Annotated in this window: 27 protein-coding genes and 2 pseudogenes; 12 read left to right on the forward strand and 17 right to left on the reverse strand. The window is 62.8% G+C overall.

From position 1 onward, the window contains the following. Positions 1-72 precede the first annotated feature (72 nt). A complete protein-coding gene (locus NL112_RS17295; RefSeq protein ID WP_255150100.1) occupies positions 73-708 on the reverse strand; it encodes a hypothetical protein in 636 nt (211 codons plus the stop codon). Positions 709-932: 224 nt separating this feature from the next. On the opposite strand from NL112_RS17295, the pseudogene NL112_RS17300 reads away from it, so the two are divergent. From NL112_RS17300 to NL112_RS17345, 10 genes and pseudogenes are all read left to right on the forward strand, one after another. Further along, a pseudogene (locus tag NL112_RS17300) lies at positions 933-1235 on the forward strand (zinc ribbon domain-containing protein); the annotation flags it as partial. Between the two features lie 447 nt (positions 1236-1682). Continuing rightward, on the forward strand, positions 1683-2039 hold the full coding sequence (locus NL112_RS17305; RefSeq protein WP_255150101.1) for a hypothetical protein: 357 nt from the start codon (positions 1683-1685) through the stop codon (positions 2037-2039). Positions 2040-2713: 674 nt separating this feature from the next. Beyond that, the gene (locus NL112_RS17310; RefSeq protein ID WP_255150102.1) at positions 2714-2944 is read left to right on the forward strand and encodes a UPF0175 family protein; all 231 of its coding nucleotides are present in this window, start codon (positions 2714-2716) and stop codon (positions 2942-2944) included. After that, the gene (locus tag NL112_RS17315) at positions 2941-3471 is read left to right on the forward strand and encodes a PIN domain-containing protein (RefSeq protein ID WP_255150103.1); all 531 of its coding nucleotides are present in this window, start codon (positions 2941-2943) and stop codon (positions 3469-3471) included. Before NL112_RS17310 ends, NL112_RS17315 begins: the two co-directional genes overlap by 4 nt. A 757-nt stretch (positions 3472-4228) precedes the next feature. Beyond that, the gene (locus NL112_RS17320) at positions 4229-5053 is read left to right on the forward strand and encodes a DNA-binding protein (RefSeq protein ID WP_255150104.1); all 825 of its coding nucleotides are present in this window, start codon (positions 4229-4231) and stop codon (positions 5051-5053) included. Positions 5054-5309: 256 nt separating this feature from the next. Continuing rightward, positions 5310-6695 (forward strand): ATP-binding protein, encoded by a 1386-nt coding sequence (locus NL112_RS17325; RefSeq protein WP_255150105.1) that lies wholly within the window; start codon positions 5310-5312, stop codon positions 6693-6695. Between the two features lie 278 nt (positions 6696-6973). Next, positions 6974-7594, forward strand: coding sequence for a DUF6735 family protein (locus NL112_RS17330; RefSeq protein ID WP_255150106.1), 621 nt, complete (start codon positions 6974-6976; stop codon positions 7592-7594). Positions 7595-7859: 265 nt separating this feature from the next. After that, on the forward strand, positions 7860-8150 hold the full coding sequence (locus tag NL112_RS17335; protein WP_255150107.1) for a DUF433 domain-containing protein: 291 nt from the start codon (positions 7860-7862) through the stop codon (positions 8148-8150). A 3-nt stretch (positions 8151-8153) separates the two neighbouring features. Next, positions 8154-8498 carry a DUF5615 family PIN-like protein gene (locus NL112_RS17340; RefSeq protein WP_255150108.1) on the forward strand — a complete coding sequence of 115 codons (345 nt, stop codon included), beginning with the start codon at positions 8154-8156 and terminating at the stop codon, positions 8496-8498. 212 nt (positions 8499-8710) lie between these two features. Then, entirely contained in the window at positions 8711-9163 is a 453-nt protein-coding gene (locus tag NL112_RS17345) for an SWIM zinc finger family protein (protein WP_255150109.1), read from the forward strand. 87 nt (positions 9164-9250) lie between these two features. Here NL112_RS17345 and NL112_RS17350 read toward each other — a convergent pair whose 3' ends face one another. After that, a complete protein-coding gene (locus NL112_RS17350; protein WP_491543643.1) occupies positions 9251-9742 on the reverse strand; it encodes a PIN domain-containing protein in 492 nt (163 codons plus the stop codon). Continuing rightward, positions 9729-9977, reverse strand: coding sequence for a UPF0175 family protein (locus NL112_RS17355; RefSeq protein ID WP_255150111.1), 249 nt, complete (start codon positions 9975-9977; stop codon positions 9729-9731). Before NL112_RS17355 ends, NL112_RS17350 begins: the two co-directional genes overlap by 14 nt. 194 nt (positions 9978-10171) lie before the next feature. On the opposite strand from NL112_RS17355, the gene NL112_RS17360 reads away from it, so the two are divergent. After that, positions 10172-11119, forward strand: coding sequence for a transcription initiation factor IIB (locus NL112_RS17360; RefSeq protein ID WP_255150112.1), 948 nt, complete (start codon positions 10172-10174; stop codon positions 11117-11119). Between the two features lie 300 nt (positions 11120-11419). On the opposite strand, the gene NL112_RS17365 is transcribed toward NL112_RS17360, so the two are convergent. The 9 genes and pseudogenes from NL112_RS17365 to NL112_RS17400 all read right to left on the reverse strand — a co-directional run bounded on the left by NL112_RS17365 (position 11420) and on the right by NL112_RS17400 (position 15255). Further along, positions 11420-11989: a hypothetical protein gene (locus NL112_RS17365; protein WP_255150113.1), complete on the reverse strand. Its 570-nt coding sequence runs from the start codon at positions 11987-11989 to the stop codon at positions 11420-11422. Next, entirely contained in the window at positions 11986-12354 is a 369-nt protein-coding gene (locus NL112_RS17370; RefSeq protein ID WP_255150114.1) for a ribbon-helix-helix domain-containing protein, read from the reverse strand. Before NL112_RS17370 ends, NL112_RS17365 begins: the two co-directional genes overlap by 4 nt. A 98-nt stretch (positions 12355-12452) precedes the next feature. Continuing rightward, a pseudogene (locus NL112_RS23035) lies at positions 12453-12581 on the reverse strand (DUF8158 family protein); the annotation flags it as partial. A 56-nt stretch (positions 12582-12637) separates the two neighbouring features. Further along, the gene (locus NL112_RS17375) at positions 12638-13030 is read right to left on the reverse strand and encodes a winged helix-turn-helix domain-containing protein (RefSeq protein ID WP_255150115.1); all 393 of its coding nucleotides are present in this window, start codon (positions 13028-13030) and stop codon (positions 12638-12640) included. Between the two features lie 84 nt (positions 13031-13114). Further along, positions 13115-13243, reverse strand: a complete 129-nt coding sequence (locus NL112_RS17380; protein WP_350356134.1) for a zinc ribbon domain-containing protein — start codon at positions 13241-13243, stop codon at positions 13115-13117. 36 nt (positions 13244-13279) lie between these two features. Then, positions 13280-13429, reverse strand: a complete 150-nt coding sequence (locus NL112_RS22920; RefSeq protein WP_350356135.1) for a hypothetical protein — start codon at positions 13427-13429, stop codon at positions 13280-13282. Positions 13430-13567: 138 nt separating this feature from the next. Continuing rightward, positions 13568-14014: a type II toxin-antitoxin system VapC family toxin gene (locus NL112_RS17390; RefSeq protein WP_255150116.1), complete on the reverse strand. Its 447-nt coding sequence runs from the start codon at positions 14012-14014 to the stop codon at positions 13568-13570. Continuing rightward, entirely contained in the window at positions 14011-14367 is a 357-nt protein-coding gene (locus NL112_RS17395; protein ID WP_255150117.1) for an SgrR family transcriptional regulator, read from the reverse strand. Before NL112_RS17395 ends, NL112_RS17390 begins: the two co-directional genes overlap by 4 nt. A gap of 270 nt (positions 14368-14637) precedes the next feature. After that, positions 14638-15255 (reverse strand): DUF7509 family protein, encoded by a 618-nt coding sequence (locus tag NL112_RS17400; RefSeq protein WP_255150118.1) that lies wholly within the window; start codon positions 15253-15255, stop codon positions 14638-14640. 97 nt (positions 15256-15352) lie between these two features. Between NL112_RS17400 and NL112_RS17405 the strand changes: the two genes are divergently transcribed. Further along, positions 15353-15763, forward strand: a complete 411-nt coding sequence (locus NL112_RS17405) for an ArsR/SmtB family transcription factor (protein WP_255150119.1) — start codon at positions 15353-15355, stop codon at positions 15761-15763. A 55-nt stretch (positions 15764-15818) separates the two neighbouring features. Here the strand turns inward: NL112_RS17405 and NL112_RS17410 are convergent, their stop codons facing one another. The 5 genes from NL112_RS17410 to NL112_RS17430 all read right to left on the reverse strand — a co-directional run bounded on the left by NL112_RS17410 (position 15819) and on the right by NL112_RS17430 (position 23065). Then, a complete protein-coding gene (locus NL112_RS17410; protein ID WP_255150120.1) occupies positions 15819-17099 on the reverse strand; it encodes an RNA-guided endonuclease InsQ/TnpB family protein in 1281 nt (426 codons plus the stop codon). A 333-nt stretch (positions 17100-17432) separates the two neighbouring features. Beyond that, positions 17433-18575: a Fic family protein gene (locus NL112_RS17415; RefSeq protein WP_255150121.1), complete on the reverse strand. Its 1143-nt coding sequence runs from the start codon at positions 18573-18575 to the stop codon at positions 17433-17435. Between the two features lie 234 nt (positions 18576-18809). Then, positions 18810-20816, reverse strand: a complete 2007-nt coding sequence (locus NL112_RS17420; RefSeq protein ID WP_255150122.1) for a VirB4 family type IV secretion system protein — start codon at positions 20814-20816, stop codon at positions 18810-18812. Continuing rightward, complete coding sequence (locus tag NL112_RS17425) at positions 20816-21835, reverse strand: TraC-like domain-containing protein (protein ID WP_255150123.1); 1020 nt, start codon at positions 21833-21835, stop codon at positions 20816-20818. Before NL112_RS17425 ends, NL112_RS17420 begins: the two co-directional genes overlap by 1 nt. A gap of 12 nt (positions 21836-21847) precedes the next feature. After that, the gene (locus NL112_RS17430; protein WP_491543644.1) at positions 21848-23065 is read right to left on the reverse strand and encodes a TrbL/VirB6 family protein; all 1218 of its coding nucleotides are present in this window, start codon (positions 23063-23065) and stop codon (positions 21848-21850) included. Between the last annotated feature and the right edge of the window lie 6 nt (positions 23066-23071).

The following is a 23071-nucleotide window of genomic DNA, read 5'->3' on the forward strand; positions in this document are numbered from 1 at the left end:
TCATCACGTGCCGACGACGTGTGAAACTAATGCCTTGTGGCCACTGCGTGGGTTGCGACACCGGGAGATTCGTTACACGTTCACCCGCTGGGTCTTCAGGTCCAAGAATTCGACCAGTTCGGCCGTTCCCTTCATGATGAAGAGCGTGCCCATCCCGCCGAGGATCGCCACGGGCGGAACCATGAGTGCGAGTTGCGGGTACCCTGCAAGCCAGACGCCTGCAAGCAGGCCACCGGCCATGAGCGACCCACTGCTCGTCGCCGGCCTACTCAGGCCCCATACCCCCACTGCCACCGTCACGCCGAGCCAGATCGGCAGCCCCACCTGCCGTGTGGCCCACGGGATACCGACCCAGATGGCCAGCACATCCAGCAGCATGAGCGTCGCGCCCCCGATCGCGAGGCGCGTCATATCGCGCCATGACTCGGCGGTCACCTGAAGCGGATACGCCGACAGCACCGAGAACGGGAGGCGCCGGCGCACCTGATAGCCGGGGCGAAGGCGAGTCATTCGGGTCGTGACCTGGCGGCGAACTCGGCGGATGGTTCGACGGATCCGACGGCTGCCCACCGTGTTCAAGCCTGCACTCGCGAGTTTGTCCCCGAATAGCGTTGCGCCGACGAACAGCACCAGGACGCGGATGAACGTGTCCGCGTCATGCCACCCGTTTCCGGTCGCAAGCAGGCGCGTCACGAACCAGTCGAGCATTCCACGCTAGTTCCGCCACCCCAGTTAGTTCAAGCTTCGTATCCCTGGAATATTCTCCTCGGTCCAGTCGGCGCCTGACCGGCTCCCGATCTTTGAGGGATTTAGCTTCCCCAACGGCAGCCGTACCGCTGCGTATCACCAGCGGTATCAGTGTTCTTCCTTGTCGGCGTGACCTCCTCCTCGCGGTAAACGGCGAGGCTTCCCACGGCACCGCACCGCTGGGGCAGTGTCTCGATCAGTTCGCGAACGTTTGCGAGGACTACGGGATCGAGGTGGCCTCACTCTCCGAAGCGTGGACCTCTCAGACCTGTCCGGAGTGTGGCGAACGCGAGCAGACGCGCCGGCATCGTGAGATGTTGGCCTGCCCGTGTGGCTTCGAGGGGCACGCCGACCTTGTCGCGTCGCGGACGCTGCTCGAACGGGCAACGAACACTGCGGTCAGGCCGACGGCACGGCCCGTGCGGTTCCAGTGGGACGACCACCGGTGGTACCCCATCGAGGGGGACGCGGTGGACCCCAACGAATAGCGCACAGACCCGCAAGGTGCCGCCGTGGTGTCGCCGTGACACCAGCGAGCGGACACTCCGTGTACGCGGAGTGGATGCCGATCCGCTGGTCGCTCGCTTTTAAAGCTGGGTGCGCTTTCAGTACTGCTCTTCTTGGGCGTTGTGTAGCCGCCTTTATAGAGACTCAAGGAGAATACCTGCGGCGTTAGCCGCAGGATGAATCCGACAATACCCTACACGAATCACGTTCGATGGCATTCCTGCGTTTCCAACCGTAGCTTCAAATGGTGCCATATACTAAGAGATTGGGCTCTGTTGAAATCCTCAGAGCGTGACAAGTTTAGCGTGCTGAATACAGCGCGCAAGTCGGTCACTCAACCCTGCCGGTCTTGATGTTCGGTATAGGCCGTCTTCTGGCCATCGAATTATAAGCAGAAGTATGATGCCAATACAGAGACAAGACAGTTCATGAGCTCCAGTCCCTCCCTTCGAGATCGAATCCGTCCGAGAGCGTTGTTGTTAATGATACTGCTTGTTGGGGGAGCGACCTTCGTTGAGTTCGTATATTTGGGGCCACCAAGTCTGTATTCGGTTGTTCTCTGGATAATTGTCGTTCCACTGTTGTTCTCCACGACAGTGTACGGTGTTCGAAGTCATCCTCTCTACCAACCGCTCGTGTATGGCAGTTTCATTGCAATCGGCGTCCTTCAGTATCTTGACAGTGACTGGTTCCTTCTCGCGGGGCTGTTCATACTCGCAGGGCTTGTTGGATTAGTTTCTGAACTCCGTAATCAGTATACTCCCACATCTTCCAGACCACAGTGATAAATTCGTATGCCTACGTCGCTCCACAACAGAACGAGTGAGACGGACGACATCCTTTGCTGAATAGACCCTCTATATTCAGCATGGCTCCAACAAACTATCAGCTATTGAGGATTTCAACAGAGCCAGAGATTGTAAGGTCTGGTCGGAACGGAGCGATTCCGAACGACCTTCGGAGGCGGTCTCCCCGCCACCCAATGAGACAGTATCCGAAACGCCAACACGGTGAACGCGAATGCCAGAAGCGTTCGTCTCGTGCCTGTTGGTTGAGCACGCCCACGATACCTCCAAGTCCGTCGAAGCGTCAGCGACTCCCTGCTGGCAAAAAACAACAGATGGGAGTCAACGACGCTGAGGATAGGAGTAACGGCGGGTTGGCACCGCCAGTCAGCCCCCGACCACGATGGCTGGGTTAAACGGGGTCCCGTTAAGTGGCGGAGTCATGGTTGCGAACCTGAAACTCCCACCGCTCGGAATTCCTCCGTCTTCAGGCGGAGGAGGATGTCAATCGCAGCTGGCCGAACGGCTCAGCGGCGGCGTATTCAGCCGGCAGTAGGTTCCTCGGCTGGCTGGTGTGATACTCATCGGCTCGCACCACTCGCCGCGTCGCTCACGACCGATCGCCCTTGGAGACACATTAATGAGCCCACCGCCCCTTCGTTCAGGTAGACCCCATGGCTACTGATCGCCGCCGAAACGCCGTCGAGGACAAACAGGAGCTCGCGACCACGATCGGGCTCTACGTCCTCGGCGAAATCTCGCTCGGCAAGGCCGCTGAGCGGACCGGCGTGACTCGGTGGGAGATGGAGGAAATCCTCCAGGAAGCCGGTGTTGAGCTGCAGCTCGGCCCGCAGTCCATGGACGAACTCAAAGATGAGGTCGATGTGGCGCTCGACCTTGAATGAGCGAGTCGTTCTCGCGGCCTGTTGTCCTCGACGCGACAGTGCTCAGCAACTACGCGAGCACTGACTCCGTTTCCTGGCTGACGACGACGCTTGATGCCCTCCAGACAGTTCCCGCGGTCCGAACCGAACTTGAGCAGGGCCGTGAGGTCGGCTACGCGTATCTAGAGCACGCCCTCGATGGTATTGAGTCGGGACGGATCGAGATTATAGAGACCGCACCGGAGCAGCTCCAGCAGGACTATCCGACGGTACAGACCCGTCTCGATCCCGGCGAAGCCGAAGCCCTGGTGGCTGCGCACACGGCTGATGGGACACTCGTGACGGATGACGGGCCCGCCCGAGCGCTCGCGGCCGAGTACGACATTGCGCTCACCGGGTCTATCGGCTTGCTCGTTCGGGGTGTTGTTCTCGAGGAACTGACCGTCGAGACGGCGGATGAGTGGCTTACGACGTGGATCGAGGAGCGGAATTACTACACACCGGTCGATAGTGTGACTGCGGCTCTTCCTGAGGACTTCGAGGAATAGCCCCGCCGTCTGAGAGATAGCCACCGGAATGGAGTGTAGTACGGATATGCTGCTTGATCGTGCTGGACTCGTCATACGTTTCGAGTAGTCGCAGTGACGTCCCGGAGTTCTCGTCAAACGTCCTCGAGAAGGACAAACAGCTTCTAGCGACAGGTGCGGTCACCTCGAAAGCCCCCGACCGCTCGCCGGCCGCGACTCGCTGCGCGCCTCGTCCCTGCGGTGCTTGCGTCGGCGGGGCACGTCGAGCGGTCGGCCCCTTTCAGTCCCGCCCCAGTTCTGTGGTAGCGTCAGCGCGCTCCATCGATTGGCTGGTGTGTCCGTCCCGGCTCGCCCCGCGCGCCGCGTTCCGCCCTCCGCGTCGCTCGCGACCGACCATTCCGGGCGGTCTGCCTGCAGTAGCGGGCGGACTGCCGGGCTAAAGTGCATGTGCCCTCGACGCCAGCGGGAAAGCGCGGAGGGTTGCGCGGCGTGGCTGCTCACCCCCCACGCTTTCTCCGCTGGTCGCTCGCTCCGGGCGGCTCACCGTCGCACTCGCGATGCTCGTGCGACGAGTCCTGCCTCGCTCCGCTCGGCAGGACGGCGCGCGGTGCTGGATGGTCGTCCGCCTCGGGCGCGCTCTCGCTCGCGCCCGTTGGGCGCTCGCGAAGGCGCGAGCGAGAGCGCACAGTCGTGACTGGTCGGTCGTGACGTCGGAAAACCCCCTGCTTGGACAGGGGGCGTCGGGCGCTGTGGTGAGCGCCTCCGGGTCGTAGAACCCATGTCGAGTTACAACACTATCGCGGAAAAGGATTCGGACGCATCGACGGACGAACAGCCAGTCGACGAGACCCCGGAGCTCCGGGCGACGGTGCAACTGGAGACGCAGGCCAAGGTGGATACGAACCATCCTGACGTCGACACCGCGTCGATGACGCTGGAAGCCGAGGAGCGGTTCCGGGCTCGGGAGGCCGAGAAGGCGCGAACGCGACGGCGGTTCGATCGGCGCGAGTCGTCGGACCGGGAGGCGCGGACGCGACTGGCAGCTACCCAGGGCAGCCGCGAGCGCCGCCGTACCTTCCAGCGGCGAGCGGCGAGCGTGGATCCGTGGGCTGCCCCCGACCGGGGCGACCCACATCGGGAGCTCGAGCAAGAGCAGGTAGCGGCAGTGAATCAACAGGCATCGCGCATCGCCCAGGAGGTGCGAGACGCCAGTAGCCGGGCGGCTGTGAGCAGACGATTGGCCGAACGGGTCGCAGATGGTAGCAGTATCCTGAGCGCATCAGTGGCGGTGATGGACGCGGAGCGAACGCGGCCCGGGTCGGTTGTGCCCATCGGGATGCTCGAAGAGGTGTCGCGCCAGGAGGTGTCGGTCGCCGGCACCATCGAAGAGCTGTGGCCGAGCAGTCACCCCAAGATCGCACAGGTCGGGCTCATCGCCGACGAGAGCGGCCAGACGAAGTTCACCAGTTGGCACCGGTCGCACTGTCGTCCGGTCGCCGAGGGTGAGCGGGTGCGAATCCGGGCGGCGGCGCTGAACTGGTACCAGGGTCGCCCCTCGATCGCGCTCACCGGCGACACACGGGTACTCCCGGTCGACGACTGAGGGGCCACCCCTCAGTCGGTTCGAGCCTCCCCACCACGCCCACCGCCCCACCCTCCGCTCCGTGCTCGTTCCCGCCGGTCACTGCGCGCGCAGCCACGACCGATGGAATCTCTCCGACTCGAGCAGTGGACGATGTCGCGAAAGCGGCGATCGGTCACCGGTTGAGTCCGGGCCGGACGGGTAACAAAATCGAGATTAACAAAATCATGATTTAGATAATCGCCAGTACTATCCTCTCACATCCAGAAGCGAAGGTATGACACAGCGACGGTTCGTCGACCGAGATGACGAACTCGAGACGCTTCGGACGGCATTCCAGAGCGAGCAAGCCGAACTGCTCGTCATCTACGGGCGGCGCCGGCTCGGGAAGAGCGCCCTCGTCCGTGAGGCGACGACCGACATCGACGACGCTGTCTACTGGCAGGCAACTGAGGAAACTCCCGAGGTACAGCTCGCCGATTTCGTCACGACCGCCAGCGAGACGTTCCCTCTCCTTGAAGACATCCAGCGCGACTGGGAAGCGCTCTTGCGGGCGCTGGGTCGACAGGATGCGATCGTCGTCCTCGATGAGTTCCCGTATCTCGTCCAGTCCGACGGGGCACTGCCCTCGAAGATTCAGCGGGTCTGGGACACGCAGCTTGAAGACACGAACATGACGCTCGTCCTCGTCGGATCGTCGATCAGCGTCATGGAGGAGAAGGTCCTCGGTGGCGGCAGCCCGCTGTACGGACGACGGACGGGTGCGATCGATCTCCCACCGCTGTCGATCGACGATGCAAGACAGTTCTATCCCGGGGACGATCCGGACACGACGATTCAGTCGTGGGGCGTCTTCGGGGGGACCCCCTACTACCTCCGTGCGATCGATTCGTCCACGACGCTCGCGGACAACATCCAGGCGCGCATCCTCTCGGAACATGGCGTCCTGCACAACGAGCCGGAGTTCCTGTTACGGACTGAGTTCGGCATCCGTGAGCCACAGACCTACTACACGATCCTCCGAGCGATCGCCACCGGGAACCGCGAAGCTAGCGAGATCGCCAACTTCGCCGGCGTCGACTCGAACAGTCTCGGGTCGTATCTCTCGAAGCTCCGTCGGCTACGGCTCGTCGAGCGGGACATCCCAGTCACGGCGAATCCGAACGCGACGCGCAAGAGTCGGTATCGATTGAAAGAACCGCTCTTCCGATTCTGGTTCCGGTACGTCTATGGACAGACCGGGAAGCTCGTCCAGCTCGGTGACGCGGCCTACGAGGAACTCGTCGAGCCGACGTTCACGGACTACATGGGGCCGATGTTCGAGATCATCTGTCAGAACGCTCTCCCGTCGCTACTCCCGAAGACGTACCAGGGAATCGGCTACTGGTGGCATCGCGAACACGAACTCGACGTCGTCGGCCTCGGGAGTGACGGGACGCTCGTCGCCGGCGAGTGCAAATACACGACACGGCAAATGACCGAAGGCGATCTCGCCGATCTCGAACGAACCGCCCAGGAGGTCCAGTGGTCGCCGGATGGGGGTGAAGAGCTGACGTATCACTACTGCTGTTTCTGTCGCTCCGGGTTCTCCGACGGGCTCCGCAGTACTGCTGCCGAACGAGACGACCTCTCGTTGTTCACGCCGAGCGATATCATCGTCTAGGTCGCCGATCCGTTCGCGCCGAACTTCTCGCGAGAACGAGACGATACAGATCTGCGTTCAGGTGCGAGCGCTGACTATGACATAGTTACCCCACGATGATGCATGTGTTCCATTCAGTGGAGTCATCGACCCACGAGTGACGTCGTGGGCTTTGCCCCTGACTTTCTGTAACGGACAGACGCATTCCGACTTGCATCTGTGGGAGGGGCGGGTTTTCGGCCCCTGAAGGGGCGAGGGGCGCTCACGAACGCGTGGGCGTCCCTCGGAGTTGATTCGAGATGGGCCATCGCGCACTCATCGCGTACGAGCGTCGTGACGAGAACTACAACCTCCATTACTCGCACTGGGGCGCCTGCGATCTCAGACTGAAACACACCATTACCGAGGCGACGCCGTTCGGCGGCGAGTGTCCGACCGAGGTCGCTCACGAGGCGTTCGACGCACTGATCGAGGGCGAGGACGTCGAGACGGGTCTTGACGAGTACGGGCGCCGCGGAACGGCGGACGTCGATCTTGAGCCGCGGGCCATGGACGTAGCGCTCGAGGAGATTCTCGCGGAGCACCTTGACTACCTGCAACATGAGGCGTTCTACATCGTCGACCGGTCGTTCGACGTCACGGCGTATCGGACGCTGTGGTTCGGCCTGCAGTACGATTCGGAGATCGTCGAGTCGAGCCCCTGCGTCGGGCACGGCGCGCTGCGGACGGTGCGCTGGTACGAGGGCGAGCCGGTCGGCGACGGCCACACGCGTGGCGCATTCGCCGGGACGAAGCGCGTCGTCGGCGACATGGTCGACCGCGGCGTGTTCGATCGCGACGGCGCCCTGGAGTATCTCGCAGCAACGGTGCGAGCGGCGACGTGCCCGCACGCGGAGGTCCGCATCACCCGAGCGGACTGAGCGACGGAGCGGGCGGGCTCTGGCGCCCGTGAGGGGCGAGGGCGCGTTCGCGTCCTCGTGTTGCAATGAACTCCGAGCATCCGCTCGACCGTCTGGAGACGACGGACCGGTCGTTGCATCGTGCCCAAACCGAGCAGTTCGCGTTCCAATTGGACGAGAGTGCCGCCCTTATGTCCAACCAGACGCACTCGTGCCACCAGCCCGTGTTTCGGGCGCGTCCGATCGGGAGATGGTTTCAAGTCGGCTGCCCAACTACCACTATGTAATGGCGACCCAGCAGTATCGAATTATCTCCGCAGATGACTCGGAGATTCACAACGAGCCACACATCGACGGGAGTCGTGTGACGGTTCGTGACGTGCAGACTCGCGTTGAGCAGCGGGGACTCAGTCCCGAGCGGGTTGCCGAGCGCTACGACCTAGATATTGCAGACGTATACGAGGCGCTTGCCTACTACCACAGCAATCCCGAGGAGATGCGCCGTGTCGAAACGCGACACGAACGTGCCGTCGCCGACGCCAAGAATCGGTCGTCGCTGACCCCTCCCGACCGCTGATCGATGGCGTATCGACTCGTTCTCGACGAGAACGTCGAACACGAGGTACTCCACCGTCTCGACAACTACGGGCACGATGTCGAGCACGTCGATTTCGTTCCTGAACTGGGCAAGGGGACGGGAGATCGCTCAATTGCGCAGTACTCGCTCGACACCGATCGCGTGATCGTGACGTACGACGACGACTTCGTGCTTGAGGTCGCCGAGGACGACTACCGAGCCGTTCTGTTCATCGGGAATGCCACACTCCCTGTTGAACAGGTCGCTGACATGATCCATGCCGTCTCGACTGCGTATCCACAGGCCGAGTTACACGGTCTCGAGTACGTCGGCGAGGAGTGGCTCTGAGAGCTAACGGCTTCGGTCTCCCTACGGGCGGCGTGTAACGGCCTTCTCGATCCGGTAGTTGGTGCCGCTGGGAGCGTCCAAGATCCTCTCGTGGGCGTACGGGTATTAATCCGAGTTCGATATGGACCATGAATTGTACGGTAAGAATGGGCTTCGGGGGCGGGCTCTGGCGCCCGTGAGGAGCGAGGGCGCGCTCGCGTCCTCGCACGAATATGAACTCGGCGCATCCGCTCGACCGTCTGGAGACGACGGATCGGTCGTTGCATCGTGCCCAAACCGAGCAGTTCGCGTTCCGGTTGGAGGCCGGCGACGTGATCGTCCGGAACCTAACCTACAAGGAGCCGTCGGAACACGAGTACCGCATCACCATCGAGGAGGGCGTCCCGGTCGACTGCACCTGTCCCGCGGAGGAGCACTACGCGCCAGCCTGCAAGCACCGCGTCGCGGTGGCAATCCGCGATGCCGTCCGTGAGGCCGCGGTGCGGATGCAGGTGGCAGCCGACGGCGGCGAGGTCGCCGACCCACCTGCGGCCGAGCGAGAACCGGACGACGAGGATGTGGCGTCAGTGACGGAACCATCCGAGGACTGCGACTGTACGAACCTTCCGGAAGGCGTGCCGTGCTGGCCGTGCTTCCGGGACGGGCGCGCGACGTTCGACGAGTAATACGTAGCGAGTAGCTACTCATCCCTCGACGCGTGGGGGAGAGATCAAACCCACGTATTTGAGAACAGTCCAAGAAGGGCCAGTGAACTACTTGCTGGCTTCAGAGATGGCTTTTTCGTACAGAGCGTCAGAAATCCAGAAGCCAGCTTCCCGAAGGGCGTCGAGTTCCGCTTCTATCTCAACCCCACCTTCGATGGCCCCTCGGAGTAGAACACCGACAACCCCGGTCACGTTGAGATCGTGTCGACGAGCGACCTGTCGGCCCTCCTGTTCATCAATCAGAAGGAGACCCGCGTCGTGTTCTACCGCAAAACAAATCGCGGCAGTCTCACCCTCGTCCAGTCGATGGTTGACTTCCACGAACAGATCGGACCGTTCAACCTCCACGAGGGAAAGGAATCCTTCGTCCCGGAGTCCATGGAGCAATTCAACGCCAGCCTCACCGTCCATAAGTTCCTCCCAGACCTGCGTCGGAACCGAGATCCGTTGAAATTGGGACCGAAGAAGATCTAGCCGATCGATGAGCGCGAGATTCAGGAGTGGCGACGTATCCGAAACGACCAGATCAGTCGCGGGCATACTCGATATCTTCTGTGAGTTCGGTTTCGGTGTAGTGTCGTTGGATTTTGCGCTCGCCGAGCAGTTCGTGGAACTCTCGCCTGGACAGCTCGGCTAACTCGCGGGCCTTGCCGAACGAGAGGATGCCACGTGCGTACAGAGAGACTGCCAGTTCTCGCTTCAGAGCCTGCGATCGCTCTGCTTCGGGCACCTGCAACGCCTCGTAGACGTCGTCGTCAATCTCGATGGTTGCCATGGTCAAACGTGGGTATAGAACGTTCTTGAGTGTTTGGCCGGTGCTTCGGCTGTATCCGTCGAATCGCGCGACACCATCGATGGGAGGGTGAGATTGTCGGCTGTGCACCATCTCGAGAGTCGTGCGGTCGCAAGGGGGGTTGTTGGCCCCTGGGAGGGGCGAGGGGCGCTACACAGCGTGCCTCGTGACCTCGAATGCGACGAGCGAACGTGTACGAACGGCGGTACGACGAATCGACCGAACAGACGGACGCGAACACCTGCCCGGAGTGCGGCGGTCGGGTGACGATGAACCGAGCGGAGACCGTGTGTGACGACTGCGGGCTGGTCCTTGCCGACGACCAGGTGGATCTCGGGCCGGAGTGGCGGAGCTTCGAAGACGGCCCGAACCGCGACCGGACGGGCGCACCGCGGACGGCCGCACGCCACGACCGCGGCCTGTCGACCGAAATCGGCCGGGGCGAAGACGCGAACGGGAACGCGCTCTCGGTGGAGAAGCGGCGTCGGCTCGGCCGGTTGCGGCGCGAGCAGCGGCGGACGCAGCGCCGCAGCAAGCGCGAGCGCAACGAGATGGTCGGTCTCACCGAGATTCGGCGGCTGTGTGGCGCGCTCGGTATCGGGACGAGCCTCCGTGACCAGGCGTGTCGGCTGTTCTCGACGGCCCAGCAGCGGGACCTCCTGCGCGGCCGGTCGATCGAGGCGATGGCAGCTGCGAGTCTGTATGCGGCGTGTCGGTGTAACGGCCGGCCACAGACGCTCGCGGACGTGGTCGCGGTCGCGCAGGTCGATGGATCGGCCATCCGGGCGAGCTACGACGCGGTGAATCGCGAGCTAGAACTGCCGGCGAAACCGGTTCCCCCGGCGCGGTTCCTCCCGCAGTTCGTCTCCGCGCTCGATCTGTCGCAGGCGGTCGAGCAACGGGCGCGGGCAGTGCTCTCGGGTACGCGGACCCCTGAGACGCACGGGGCGAATCCCGCGGGCGTGGCCGCGGGCGCGCTGCTCGTCGCGGCAGGAGATGAAGGGGAACTTCAGCGGTTCACCCAAGCCGAGCTCGCGGCGCTCGCGGATGTGAGCATCCCGACGGTGCGGCGGTATCGGAACGAGCTGGGCGACAAGCAGGTGCCAGGACTGGCCGCGGACTGAGTGTCACCCATTTCTGTCGTGGCCGAGTGCGCAGTACGTCCGGGGAGTCGCAAAGACGGTATCGAACGGTCGCCCGGAGGGATTTCGAGGTACGCGACGACGGACTGCCAGCGGCTACAGGACGCCGCGGGGCAGGAACTGAAGCCGGATGCTGCGATCGCCGGGGTGGTCGCTCCCGACGGAGGCGGCCACCTGCCTCGATTTTTCGCGGCCGCCGCTCCACGCCCACCGCCCCACCCTCCGCTCCGTGCTCGTTCGCTCCGCTCACTGCGCGCGCAGCCACGACCACACCAGTGGATGTCAATCGTCGAGGCGCTGGAGCAATCGCGTAACGTAGGGACTGTTCTCCCAGCTGCGGTGCGGACCGATCGTCGTGATCAGCGTACGAGCCTCCTCGTGGGTCAGATACCTGTTCCGGGCGTACTCCACGATGAGCCGTGGCGTCGGCACGATCCGTGGGCCCTGCAGCACGGCGTGAATCAGCGGGAAGTTCGTCCCGCCGAACTCGTCAGTGAGCAAGCCGTCGACGTCACGTGCGTTCGCAAGAATGATCCCGTCGGTTTCGACATCATCGAGACCGAAGGTTGGCCGCGAGTCAGGTGTATCGTCGCGGTCGTAGGGGTCATCGACCGTGTAGTGGCCACGGGCCGCGAGGACGTTGTTCGCAGCCGCGGCGTGGATGTCCTGGTACTGCGTGAGGTCACGGAGCTCCGTGACCACTTCCGGCGGCACGAACACCTCACAGGAGGTCAGGAGATACTGAAACGGGTCCGGCGTGTCGGTGTCGATGCCTGCGTCGGCTCGGGGCACGGCGAGACTGACGAGAGCGCTGGTGTCGGCGACGACTGTTCGCAGTCGTCGGTCGCTCATCGCTCGTCGTTGGCTGTGGGCTCGACCGCCGTCGCGTCGCCGTCGTAGATGTCGATGTCGTCGGGGGCAACGAGATCGAGTGGCTCGTCTTCGAGATCCGCTTTGAGGAGGCGGAGGCGCTGGGCGGTTTCGGCGCCAACCAACTGCTTGACCGTCTCGAACTCAAGCTGGTCGTCGTAGTACTTCGTCGCGACCAACTCCTGAAACGTCTCGCTGTCGGCTGTATCCTCGATGTACTCGCGAATCGCCTCGACGAGCAGATCCGTCCGGTCCTTGTCGAAGACCTCCGCGATCGCGTCCAGTCGATCGACGAGATACTCCGGCGACTGAAAATGGACCCGTCGCGGATCGTCGCGTGCGCCCATTCTATGTGCGAGTTCTGCACATAGAGTGAAAACCGTTTCGCCGGATGCACAGAACTTGCACATCAGAGTGCTTGGAACAGGAGTTGGTCCCGGCGGACTCAGCCGTCGTCCTGTGCGTTCAGCTCCCCGAGGAACCAGCTGGCTGCCGTTCCGATCCGAACGTCGTCGGCGTTGTACATTTCAAGACCGTTCGTGGCGGTCCGGAACGGCTCGTTGTCGATGAGGATTCAGTGGATGACTCACCCACGCGGAGGAATCCCACCCCTTCAGGGGTGGGAGGATGTCAAGAGTAGGCGTCGTTGAACTCGCGTTCCCGGCGCATGAGTTCTTCAACCCCGTGCTCGAGGATGCCTCGACCCATTGCAGTCGGCCGGTAGTACGTGTAGAACCCCTGGCTGTCGGCGGTCCGTCGCTGGCGCTTGTCGACGAGTCCAACGTCGACGAGTTCGTCGAGGTGGTAGTGGAAATTATGGGGCTCGATGTCGACTGCTGCCTTGAGGTTCGCGGCGCTCAGTTCGTCGTTGACGACGAGCGTCCGTAGGATGCGAAACCGCGTCGGGTGGCCGATCGCCTGTTGCATTGCGAGGTACTCCTCAAGCGTCAGCCCGCTTTCCTCGGGAAGCGGCGGCTCCGGCTGACGAACATCGTCTGTCGGATGGCGATCGGTTTCGGCCATTGGGTTGCCTCGGTCGAATCTTGCTTCGCCACGTGCTTAGTCGTTCTCGAGTAGAATATTCCTGAGAATAGCCGGATTTATCCGTCAACCGTCGCAGGACCCCCACCCCCACTCTTTGGGCGTCGCTTTCGGGTTGACCGCCACGAAGTGCGTCCCCTCGCGCTCGCACTTGTAGTCGAGCAACGAGAGGAACGTCCGCCACGCGGCAGACACGGTGTTGCGGCTGTCCGATCGCAGTCACGCGGCTGTTCACTCGTGCTCGCCGGTTGTGTCGCCCTCGATGATCCGTTGTTCGACCGGACTCGCGCGGATGCGGAGCGGGAACCACCCTTCCTCGTCGATTCCGAGCAGTGCCTCCGAATACCCGTGGTTCTCGTCGACGGCCTGCGCGGAGCGCAACCCAGTTGGCCTCGCGGTCCGAGAGACCGAACTACGCGGCGAGCTGGTCGGCAGCCTCGTCGACGCGGTGGCGCAACGTTAGCGAACAGAGATTCGCGATGGTCCGCGTCTCGGGCGACAGCGAGACCTCACCGTCAGTCACGGCGCTTCGCCAGTGTCGACGGGTACTCGCGTCATTCCGAGGGTGGCGAAGTCGTCCTCGAACGCGAAGATGTGGTCGATCCCGAGGTCGGCACTGAGGACGGCGTTCATGTGGTCGATGAAGGAGATATCCTGGTCGTCGTAGGTGGCGAACTGTTCGGCGGTCCGGTCGAACAGCGGCTCGGGGACTTCGAGGACGTTGACTGTCGAGGAGTCCCGAATGTTGGTAAGGGCTTGCACTGCCTCGCGGTGCCCGGCTCCGTAGCGGAGTGTGGTGGCGGTCTCCGAGAGAACGAAGCGACTGGTGAACACGTGTCCGTATGGGAGGTCGCCACTCTCGATACCGTCCATCACCGCGTTCGCGGCTTCATGGTGGTCGTCGTCCGCATCGTAGAGGGCAACGAAGGCGTTGGTATCGATGAAAAGCGGTCGCGCCTGGCTCATTCGTCGTTTTCCTTCCCGTAGAGGATCTCGTCAACGCGACCGGAGAGGTTCTTCTCGCCCGAGTTGAAGGAGGGCCGATCTGTGAAGATCGGGTCGTTAGGGTTCACCGGATTGGGGTCGGCAGCGGCGAGTTTCCAGTAAACGACTCGCCCTGCCGTCTCACGCTTGCCTAACCGTCCCATTTCGTGCAGTTGGTTGAGTTTCCGTCTGGCGGTCTGTCGAGAGCAACCGAGGGTGTCAGCCACGTCTGCGGATGTGAGCACCGGCCCGTCGACAGTGCCGAAGACGCCAAGAACGTCGTTATGGGTGGTCTCCTCGACGAACTCACCATCGTCGCCGTGCGTTGGACTCATAGACACAATTCAGACGCCGATATCCATGTAGCTTTCGCAACAACGTAATGCAACATGGGGTAGACGTATCAGTCAGTCCGATTCACCGTCCTGATCACCCTTGATAACCTGTTGTTCGACCGGACTCGCCCGAATCCGGAGCGGGAACCAGCCTTCCTCATCGATACCCAGCAGTGCCTCGGAGTACCCCTGGTCGTCCTCGCCGGCCTTCGCGGTGGAGGTTTTCGCAAGGAGAAATTAGTCAAGCAACGGTCACAGCGTCGAGGCGGTTCACTCCAATCGACTAAGTTTTCCGAGGCGCTCCTGCTGCATGATACCGCCGGCGAAGCGGCGCAACTTCGCGACGAGTTCCGCTTCCGTCTCGTACGTATCGACCCGCAGGTCCCACCGTACCTGTGCGGAGCGGATCATCGCACTGGTTACGTTGGCCTCGTGGACGAAGATCAGCCGATTCCCGTGCGTCTCCGAAAGCGATTCGAGGATGCTTCCCGCCTCCTCACCGACGCCGAAGTTGTGCCCGAGAAACGGGAGCACGAACGCAGTGGCGTTACTGCATCTCGTGAACTCGATGCTCTGGGTGGCCGCATCGACATCCGCCGTATCCACATCAACGTCGAGTGCCAGAAACGCGTTGACGCCCGGCGAGACCCTGAGGGCTCCTTGGACCCGGCGCAAGAGTGCCTGTGCCGCATCGATGTCCTCCTTGCTCTCGAAGAGTCGGCGCAGTGGTCCCGGAAGGTCTGCCACGGCGATCTCGCGTCGCTCCTCCTCGGTGAGCACGTAGTTGAGATTGAACGACTTGTACGGCCCCATCAGGTAAAACAGAAACCGATCGTACGTCACGTCGCCCAACCGGCCGACGATCAGGTCGCGCGTGATCTCGCTCATACGCGACGGCGCTCGGGGATATATTTAAAGAGTAGTGTTTTTGGGAATCTTTGGCTTGAGAAAACCTAAGAGTCGCTCCCACGTACGACCAGATACGATGGCGACGAACGACATCCAGGGGGTCGACGGGTTTCCAGAAGACCCGGAAGACCTGCTTCCACCGGACAGCGTACTCACGCTCGACGAGTATCTCGCGATGCATGCAGCAGTCGGCCACCGCACGCGCTATGAGGTCCTCTACCGACTCGTCCACACCGGCGAGATGAGTCCGACAGAACTGGAGGCCGCACTCGACATCGATGACAGTACCCTCCATTATCACCTCAACAAACTCGTCGACGTCGGGCTTATCGAAAAGCGGCAACGGACCGAGCGGGGACAGGATGGCCTGTACACGTACTATCGGGCGACCGTGTTCGGCGAAGTGACGCTCTCCGACGGCGTTGACGAGTTGATTCGGGGCGAACAGGAGTTCGCGGCGATGTACGACAGTACGAGCGAGCCTTGACATCCTCCCCGCCCTGAAGGGCGAGGATTCCTGACCGCCGTTGGGATATTGTGGTTTACGACGTGGCCTGTTCTCGCGGTGCGAAGCATCCGCTCTCTGAATCGAACAGGTACGTCGATGGCTGTGCCAACCAGCCGTTACTCCTATTCACCGAAAGACTCGATGAACTCGGAGCTACTTTCTGCCGAATGTTCTCAGCACCATTCACGTCCGCGTTCGCCACCGTATCACACTCATCGCACACGTACAACCCCCGCTCAACGCGGTTCGCTTTTCGTTTGCGACCACAGCACGAACACGACGTCGACGTATCACGCTCTGACACCTGCTCAACAGTGATGCCTTCCATCTCGGCCTTGTATTCGAGCAGGTCAGTGAAGCGGTCGAACGCCCACGAGTGCAGGTCAAGGTTGCCGTGCTTACCCCAGTTCTTCGACTCGCCGTTCTCCTCATCCTCGCGGATGCCGGAGAGATCGCCCACCACGATGGTTCCAACACCCTCCTCAACGCATCGCTCAACGATGTGCTTGGAGAGCGTGTGGAAGTAGTGGGTGCGTCGAGCCGACTTCTTCTGGTTCAAACGCGTGGCCAGCTCGGAATCGGAGTCATCACAGCGAGCGATTCGCTTACTGAAGTAGTAGTCGTCCTGCTTCAGGCAGTTGAGCGGGTACAGTTCGCTGTGACCGTCCTCGTAGGCGAGCGCGGCGAAGTTGTTGATACCGAGATCAACACCAACGGTTTTCTCACCGGGTGATTCGGCCACGTCGACTTCGACCTTGCAGACGAAGTGAAGTTCCCATTCGTCACCCGTCCAAACCGCCCGAACTTGTTGGACGCTCTCCACGGTGGAGAGGTCAACGTCGGGACGGGTCTGATACTCGCAGAGAGTGAAGTCCGACCAGTAATCCTTGAGACTGGAGCCTTTGCTGAGTCGGACTCGCTCGTACTCGGTGTCGAGTTTGAAGCCAGCGGCTTTGAACGTGACCGTGCTTCGTGGGTGGTCGTCGCCGTGTTTGCGGTAGCCGGGCGGGTTCGCTCGTGTGTCTCCGTTGTGTCGTTTGCCGTACCAGCCGGCGAACGCTTCAGCGAGTTCTTGAAGGACTCGCTGACTTGACTGCGAATGCAGGTCATCGTAGCGTTCGTGGGTCTTGAGGTACGTGGTGAGTTCGTTGTGACCGGGGATGTGGCCTATCTCAGACCATACGCGGTCGCAGACCCACCGTCCGACGTTCCAGAGTTTTGAAGCGGCGAACCCGAGCGAATCGAGGTCGTCGGACACCTGTGGCTGGTTCCGGATGGAAGCAGTGTAGGTGCGAGTGACGACCTGTTTCGCCATACGTAACCTGTGTAAGGATAGTTACTTGGAAGTGTGGATTACGTAGCGTGGAATATCCTGCCAGCCATCGGACGTGGTTCGTGGAGAGGTATGTCGGATTCATCCCCGCCCTGAAGGGCGGGGCTTTCTCCTTGACTCTCCGTAACCGCAGCGACAGCAAGGAACGGGGTAGGGCTCCCTCGCAAAGGGGCAGACGACACGTCGACACGGGAGTCCGCTGAAATCGCTTCTGGAGCGAGGTCGTGGCTGCGCGCGCAGCGAGAGCGAGGCGCGAGTGGAGTGGTCGACAGCAGTCGCACAGACATCTACTCCCGACTACCGCGTCGTCAACGGTCACTCGAGGATATCGAACACCTCGACTGCTTTATACTCCTTCCCGCGTTCTTTACCGGTCACTTCCTCGATGAGGCCATCCGATTCGAGGTCGTGGACGACCTTGTAGGCGGTCCGACGTGAGACATCGAGATACTCTACAAGATCTGGCGCAGTAAAATATGGATACTGGAGTAGCTGCCGTGCGAACTTGTCCGTTTTCGTGCTGCCAGGATACTCTTGCTCGTAGCGCGCTTGGAGATCACGGAGACGATGGGTCCGGTCGTACGATGTCTTCGCTTGACTTCGGAGCCCTTCGAGGAAGAACGTGAGCCACTGGTCCCACGCACCGTCCTCACTCACCGCCCGCATCCGCTCGACGTACTCGACCTTGTGACGATTGAAGTACGCACTCGGGTAGATGTACGGACTTTCGAGGTACCCTTCGCTCGCCAAATACAGAATAATGAGTAATCGACCGAGTCGGCCGTTCCCATCCGAGAAGGGGTGCACTGTCTCGAAGAAATAGTGGATGATAGCGGCGTCGACGAGCGGATGGTACTGCCCACCCATTTGAATGTATGACTCAAGTGAGTGCATGAGCCCAGTGAGTCCCTCCGGAGTCGGTGGGACGAACGGACGCTGTCCTGGCTGTGGGCTCGTGAGATGAACCATATGGTCGCGGAAGTCCCCGACGATGTCGCCCTCGTTCCGGACATCCTCGAGCAGCATTGAATGGAGTTCTTTGATGAGCGAGAGCGTTATCGACGCTCCGCTCTCGACTTCCTCGAGTCCGAATGTGAGTGCATTCTCGTAGTTGAGAGCTTCTTTCAGGTCTTTCCCGATCGTGGCAGCCCCGCCAGAGGGATGCGTTGTGTGGTACGCCTCGACATCTTGATACGCGACGTCTGCCCCCTCGATACGTGCTGACTCGACGGCCTCAATGCGAATGAGAGAGGTGTAGAGAACTGCGGCGAAGTCAACTGTCGAGCTGATACCGTCGACACGGCCGATTTGATACGCTGCATCGGCTACCAGATCACGTGTCTGTTCGGAGAATTCGAGCTTCGGCTCTACTGGGAGCGGCTCCGGTGAATAGTAGGGGTTCGGATGATAGGGGACGTATTTTCCCGGCGCACTGTCGGGAAGCTCGTTGGTGGGCATCTCGGTGCTACCGCTATCTACCCCTGTTGGTATAGTTGTTTTTATACCCAGTATACGTAAGTCTCGTGGACGCTCTCTTGTGGAACCGTCCGCGCGAATTGTATACGTACGAACGCTGGCACGAACTCTAAGTTTAGTGAGTATATATTCGGGTATACGGACGCAGTGGATTCCACCGCTCCCGTTTGACATCCTCACTCCGCCAGAAGGCGGAAGCTTGCGCTTGCTTAACTGTCATTGGTCCTCCGCGCCCCCCGCTTCCCCGTCCTCGATGACCTGTTGTTCGACCGGACTCGCGCGGATCCGGAGCGGGAACCAGCCTTCCTCGTCGATGCCGAGCAGCGCCTCGGAGTAGCCCTGATCGTCCTCGCCAGCCTTTGCGGTGCGGACCCAGTTGGCCTCGCGGTCGGAGAGGCCGAACCACTCGGCGAGCTGGTCAGCCTCCTCGTCCACGCGGTGGAGGAGCTTCAGCGAACAGAGGTCGGCGATGGTCTTCGTCTCGGGCGTGAGCGTGAACTCGCCGCCCGTCTGCGTGATGAACTGGATCGAGAGGTCGTAGTGGCGGCTGTGGCGAACCGCGGTTTCGAGGAACTCGAGCGATGCGTTGTCGCGCATCAGATAGTGGGCCTCGTCGATTGCGAACACCGTTCGATCGATTTGCTTGGCCCGCTCGTACACCGCGTTGAACAGCACTTGCATCATCAGGCTCGTCTCCGTGCCGCCCCGGACGCCCTCCTGCTGGTGTAAGTCGAGATACACGACGTCCGACTCGATATCGAACGCCGTCTCCCGGGCGAGGTTCGCGAGGTCGCCGTCCTCGCGGAACGAGGGGCGCAGATCCGTCAGCAACGACTCGGCCTGCGCGCGGACGCGCTCCTGTTCGCCGTCCGTCGTGTAGCCGTACTCCGCGGGCGCGTCGAGCATCGCCTCGAGGAGCCGCATCACGTCGCGGATGGTCGGCGACGCGCGGTCGTGGGTCGCCGGATCGCGAGTGATGCCCTGCTCGTCGTACGCCTCCTGGAGCGCGCGCCGGAGCGTCTGACTCCGGTCGCCGAGCGGGCTGTTCGCGATGTCGGTGAAGAACGTCTCAAAAAAGCCCATGGCCTGTGTCTGCTGGGCCGCGAGCGGGTCGAGATCCGTGGCACCGTCGAGTGCGTCCCGCGTCGGCGCCCGGATCTCCAGCGGGTTGAGCCCGCGCGTGCCGCCGACCGTGATCTGCTCGGCATCGAGCGCGTCGGCGATGGTGGCGAACTCCTGCAGCGGGTCGAGCATGACGATGGTCGTGTCCGCGTCGTACATCGCCCGCCGCAGGAGCTGGAGTTGGGTCGCGAACGACTTGCCGGCGCCCAGCTTCCCGATGGTCAGCATACAATAGCCGGTCTCGCGGTTGAAGCGGTCGAGGATGAGCGGGCTGTCGTTGACCGCATACGACCCGTACTCGATGCCCGGCTCGGCGAACGCGCCGGCGACGAACGGGAACATCGACCCGATGGCACCCGCCAGCATCGGCGTCGTCGTGTCGAGCGACTCGTGGAGTGTGTTCTTCGCCATGGGACTCGCGGCGACGGCGGCATCCAGTTGACTCCAGCGGGGGACGACCGGCGTCAGATTCGAGGGTGACCCCCGGGCGGCCGTGGCTGCGGCCTCGGCACGCGAGTCGAGGTCGCCGGCGTTGCTGGCCGTTGTCGACAGGAACATCGCGACGTCGAACGCCGTCGCGGGCGTGTTCCGGAGCGCGTCGTACAGATCCTGATGGTCGTCGAGATCCTTCTTCACGCCACGGGCGCCCGCCCGCTGCTTCTCGGTGAGGTAATCGTAGTCGGCCTGCAGGTCCTCGATGCGGTTCTCCAGGGTCGACAGCGTCCCCTGTGTGTCCCGTGGCTCGAGATGGATGGCGATGTCCGTGTGGCTGGCCTCGGCGCCCGCGTACAGCCCCTCGAACAGCCCGTCGCGCGGGATGTCCGGGAACTCGCCGACCCAGTGGGTACGCGTGCGGGCGTCGCCGTGCTGGACATAGGTCGCCTCCTCGGTGAGGCGGTCGGGCGCGACGAGCGAGCCGTGGATGTCGCTCACCGCATCGAGGGTGTCGTCCTCGGCCCCAGCGGGCATGCGCTCGACCACGATGTCGTCCGGTGGCTCGGCCGCGATGGGCGCGTCTGCGTCGTCTCCAGCGGGCTCGTCACTTGCATCGCTCTCGGGGTCGTCGTCGCCCCCGCCGAACGGCAGATACTCCCGGAGCATCAGTCACCCCCACCGACGAGCGGCGTCGTCCGGAGTGCGGTTGCGGTGTCGCGGGCGTCCGTGTCCGCGGTCGTCCAGTAGTCGGCCAGCAGGTCCGTGAGATCGGCTGCGGACACGCGGCGGGCGGTACAGCCGTCGATCTCGCGGATGGCGCGTTCGAGGCCGCGACACCGCTCGTCGAGCGCCTCGGCCATCGCGGCCCGCTCCTCGGCGGCGCGGGAGGCGGTGAACGCGTCGACGAACGCGCCGAGTACGGGCACGTCGACGAGTTGTGCCGTCACGCCGTGGTCGGTGTGGCGCACGGACGTGGGCCGGACGGGAACGATGACGTAGTGGTCGCGGATCGTCGTCTCCCGGGTGGCGAGGTCGCGGCGATACCAGTCCGTGTACGATTCGATGAGTCGCTCGAGCGTCGGGTTGTCCTGCACGTCCGGGTCGTCGAGGCGGTCCTCGTAGGTGGCGAGGTACTCGTCGACCGGGAACGAGCGGGTCGTCGCGTACAGCTGGATGGGGAACTCGACGGTCGTGTTCAGCACGTCCGTGAACGCCTGTGTCGTCCGCGTCCACTCCTCGTCGGTGGCGAGCGCCATCGACGCGGGCTCGACGCGGATGGCGCCCACGAGCGCGCCGTCCGTCCGCTCGATGGCGTCATGGTCCGGGTGGACGCGCTCCAGGCGGGTGTGGGCGGCCGCGTCGTCGTGGCCCACGTCGGGCGCCGACTGGAGGTAGGAGCCGAGCGCCGTGAGCCACGTCAGGCTGTCCACGTAGCGGGGCGTCACGGCGACGAACAGCGCGCCGGCCGCGATGGCGATCACGGCGAGTGGCAGCGTCAGCGCCTCCAGGCTGGTGTCCAGAACCCGGATGGGCGGGAGCAGCGTCCGGGTGAGGAGGATGACGGCCGCGCCCGGTGCGACGGCGACGACGAGGTCGGTCAGCGAGTAGCGGCCGACCAGGGCCGTGTCGGTGTCGAGCGATTTCGGCACGCGCTTCGTCACGTCGGTGGGAGCGTCGTCGGTCATCAGTTGCAGGTGTTAGGGGTCACGGAGGTTGTCGAACGAGCGGGTCCGGTCGGTCGTGTTCGATGGGTCAGTCGGTGAGTTGCTGGGCGGGTGGTCGCTTTGGGCGGGCTCGCCGCCGTCCGTGCGGAGCGAGTCGAGGCGGCTGCCCGCGGCGTGGGCCCGCGAGTTCCCGGAGTCGGGGACTGCCTGGCCGTCGTTGCGGATGGCTGGCTTTCCCTGGGCGCCGCGGACGAAGTTGCGGCCGCCGCGGGCCGCCTCTCGCGACCGGGCGCGGGCGTTCGCGATGCGGCCCTGAGCCCGCTGGACGTTGACGCGGCGGGCCATCCGGTCGCCGAGGAAGAAGATGCCGCCCGCCTGCCAGATGAGGACGATCGGCGCGAGCACCGCGAGAAACGGGATGATGATCGCGGTGAGCCACGCGCCGATGCCGCCCATCGACGTGCCGAAACTATGGCCGAGGATTTCGCCCAGCCGGAACAGGATGGCCACGGGGACGGTCATGAACAGGAACGGCGTGTAGAAGCCCGCGATCTTCTTCACGAACCGGGAGACGAACGCGAACGGGCCGACGCCCGGCACCCACATGACGATGAGCACGGGCATCAGCAGGACGAACAGATAGAGGATGAGCTGGCGGGCGAGATAGATGACGGCCAGCAGGATGAAGAGCGCGAGGTCGACGGTAAGAGAGAGGGCGAGCCCGAGGACGGCCATCCCCGAGAACGAGGCGGTCTCGAACAGCGTGATGGTCGACAGCGAGGGCACGAGGATGCCCGTAAGTGCGTTCATGAACCGCAGCGAGAACGCGGCGATCCACCACCACGAGAGAAGCCCGAGGAGGCCCGTGAACGCCCGGCGTTTGAGTTTCGCCTGGTGGTAGCTGCTGAACAGGTGGCTCGTGGACTCGAGGAGGATGACGAGTCCGAGGGCCAGGCCATAGAGGCTGAAGGAGAGCGGGACGATAGCGTTCCAGTAGTACTCGTAGAGACGTGGCCACGCGCCGTTCGTGGGTTTGCTGAAGACTGAATTGGGGTGAGGTGTATCCGTTATCGTGGCCACCAGGGCACCGCCTTGGTTCTGTATCAACTTCTCGATTGGCCCGAAGAAAATTCGAAGAAACTCCTTAATCGAATTGACTATCACGTCACCTAGGGCACCTGCACCACCTGAGCTACCCTGTGCAAGCACTGGTTTCGTTGCGATAATAACCAGCGCCCCACCGGCGATCACAGCCCT

Source organism: Halorarius halobius, from assembly GCF_024298865.1.
GTDB lineage: Archaea > Halobacteriota > Halobacteria > Halobacteriales > Haloarculaceae > Halorarius > Halorarius halobius.